Here is a 2544-nt window from a genome sequence, read left to right on the forward strand (position 1 = left end):
GTAAGCCCCCGATAAAGTACCCGTTGTCTTTGTATCTTTAAGTCTCGATCTTTGCCAGAAAAAAGACTATGCAAAAAATGAGTAAAGAAGAATTCATTGAAATCCTGTCTCGTCAACAGCGTAGCGGTTTGACGATAAAAGACTTCTGTATAAATGAAGCCTATACCGAATCAAGCTTTTACTATTGGAAAGGAAAGTTTGGCCTATCGAGGCGTTATCATATGGATAGGCATTCTTCCTCTTTAGAGGAGTTTGCACCGGTTAGCCTCACCTCTTCACCTGCTTCCCACTCTGCCTGTGATAGTGGCGCTATACAAACGGGTGAGATCCGGATAGAGTTCCCCGGTGGTATTATCGCCCACTTCAGTGGTATGGCTGAATCCCAGGCGGCCATGCAATTGCTCACTCAACTCTGCAATCGCCATGTTTTGCCTGAATGACACGATGCGCTACTTTCTCTGTCCGGGTAAGACAGATATGCGTAAAGGTATGAACTCATTATGCGGGGTTGTTCATGATAAAATGGGATATGATGTCCGTTTAGGTGATGTGTTTATCTTTATCAACCGCCAGCGCACTACAATGAAACTGCTACACGCGGAAGATGGCGGACTGGTTTTGTACATAAAACGACTTGAAGAAGGCACTTTCCGCCTTCCCTCTTATGACAAAGAAAGCAAGTCGTACCCTATGCAGTGGCGTGACCTGGTTCTGATGGTAGAGGGAATCAACGACGAACCTTCCAAAAGGCTCAAACGTCTGAAAGCGTTACGAAAAAGTGACATGCAGTACTGAAAAACAGCAGGTGAAACCTTGATTATACGGTTGCTTTTCTGTATTTTTGTATTGTTCAAAACAGGTATGACGAATGACTCAGACAGAAACATTAGAACTTTTGGTGGCCACACTCCAGCAGGCTAATAGCTCCCAGTCTGAGTCAATCGAGCGTCTGACCCGGCAGAACGAACAGCTGCAAAATAAGCTTCAGGAACTGCTGGCTCAGGTAGCCTGGTTAAATCGTCAGTTATTCGGCCGTAAGAGCGAGAAATTAGCCCATCTGGATCCGAACCAGCTATCACTGTTCGATCCACCTGTTCAGCCGTTGGAACACGAAATACCGGAAGAAGCCGCAGCCCAAGAACCTGTCTGCTCGACGACTCCCAAAAAGAAAGTGCGTCAGAACCGCAACATGTTGGATGGCCTTCCTGTAGTGGAGATTGTCATAGAACCCGAAGGAGTCGATCCGGATAAATACAAGCGCATAGGCGAGGAACGCACACGTACACTTGAATTTGAACCGGGCAAATTATACGTAAAAGAGATCATACGTCCCAAGTATGGCCTGAAAGACAATATAAGTTTGCCTCAGGGGCATCAGGGCAGTGTTATTATAGCCCCTCTTCCGCTATTGCCTATCTACAAGGGACTTCCCGGTGCCAGCCTGCTCACTGAAATCCTCTTGCAAAAATATGAATATCATGTACCATTCTATCGTCAGGTGCGTGAGTTTCACCATTTAGGCCTGAAGATCTCGGAAAACACGCTTCAGGGGTGGTTCAAACCTGCCTGTGAATTACTTAAACCTCTCTATGAAGAGTTGAAGAAACAGGTATTGAAGGCCGACTATATCCAGGTGGACGAAACGACATTACCGGTTATCAACAAACAGAATCATAAAGCGGTTAAGGAATACTTGTGGATAGTCAGGGCGGTTATGGATGGATTGGTCTTCTTTCATTATGATGACGGTTCCCGCTCACAGGAAACAGCCTGGAAATTATTACAAACCTTCAAAGGATATCTTCAAAGTGACGGCTATGCGGCCTACAACATCTTTGAGGGTAAGAAAGAGGTGTGCCTTGTCGGATGCCTTGCCCACATAAGGCGACATTACGAGGTTGCCAAAGAAGAGAATGAATCCCTGGCCGGATATGTTCTGGCTCAAATACAGCAACTCTATCGGATCGAACAGATTGCCGACCAGGAGGAACTCACTTATGAGCAACGCATGCTTAGAAGACAGGAACAGGCACTTCCCATACTTGAGCAACTGGAAAAATGGATGGAAACAGCCTATCCGAAAGTGCTTCCTAAAAGCCGGATGGGGCAAGCTATCGCTTACGCGTATCAACTTTGGCCACGTATGAGGAATTATCTGAAAGACGGCAGGCTTAAAATAGATAATAATCTGGCCGAAAATGCGATTCGTCCGATAGCCTTATCAAGAAAAAACTTCTTATTTTGTGGAAACCATGAAGCCGCGCAGAACACTGCCATAATCTGTTCGCTCTTGGCATCATGCAAAGCCTCCAACATTAACCCCCGGGAATGGCTCACGGAGGTGATTGCACTATTGCCGTATTATGCAGCCAACAAGGAGAAAGACCTAAAAGAGCTGCTACCCCATTGCTGGGAATCGGGAAACTCCAAAGAACTCTAATAATACTCTAACGAAAAACAAGAATATAAATACAGAATCACTATAGCTTTGTTCGATTTGCTATAGCGATTCTTTTTTATACGGGTACTTTATCGGGGGCTTAC

The 2544-nt window shown here is 45.5% G+C and carries 3 protein-coding genes; all 3 read left to right on the top strand.

Going from position 1 to position 2544, the window contains the following annotated elements; genetic code table 11:
* Nucleotides 1-68: 68 nt before the first annotated feature.
* The 3 genes from tnpA to NBH01_RS26435 all read left to right on the top strand — a co-directional run bounded on the left by tnpA (nucleotide 69) and on the right by NBH01_RS26435 (nucleotide 2440).
* Nucleotides 69-440: an IS66 family insertion sequence element accessory protein TnpA gene (gene tnpA / locus NBH01_RS26425; protein ID WP_005805145.1), complete on the top strand. Its 372-nt coding sequence runs from the start codon at nucleotides 69-71 to the stop codon at nucleotides 438-440.
* Nucleotides 424-795 (top strand): IS66 family insertion sequence element accessory protein TnpB, encoded by a 372-nt coding sequence (gene tnpB, locus NBH01_RS26430; RefSeq protein WP_015531149.1) that lies wholly within the window; start codon nucleotides 424-426, stop codon nucleotides 793-795. The genes tnpA and tnpB overlap by 17 nt, the downstream gene beginning before the upstream one ends.
* 73 nt (nucleotides 796-868) lie before the next feature.
* Nucleotides 869-2440 carry an IS66-like element ISBthe6 family transposase gene (locus NBH01_RS26435; protein WP_005805141.1) on the top strand — a complete coding sequence of 524 codons (1572 nt, stop codon included), beginning with the start codon at nucleotides 869-871 and terminating at the stop codon, nucleotides 2438-2440.
* The last annotated feature ends 104 nt before the right edge of the window (nucleotides 2441-2544 follow it).

Origin of the sequence: Bacteroides sp. B1-V-101, from assembly GCF_023656585.1 — a bacterium.
GTDB lineage: Bacteria > Bacteroidota > Bacteroidia > Bacteroidales > Bacteroidaceae > Bacteroides > Bacteroides thetaiotaomicron.

Coding starts and splice junctions, on each gene's coding strand:
- tnpA (WP_005805145.1), top strand. CDS start 69: ATGCAAAAAATGAGTAAAGAAGAATTCATTGAAATCCTGTCTCGTCAA.
- tnpB (WP_015531149.1), top strand. CDS start 424: ATGTTTTGCCTGAATGACACGATGCGCTACTTTCTCTGTCCGGGTAAG.
- NBH01_RS26435 (WP_005805141.1), top strand. CDS start 869: ATGACTCAGACAGAAACATTAGAACTTTTGGTGGCCACACTCCAGCAG.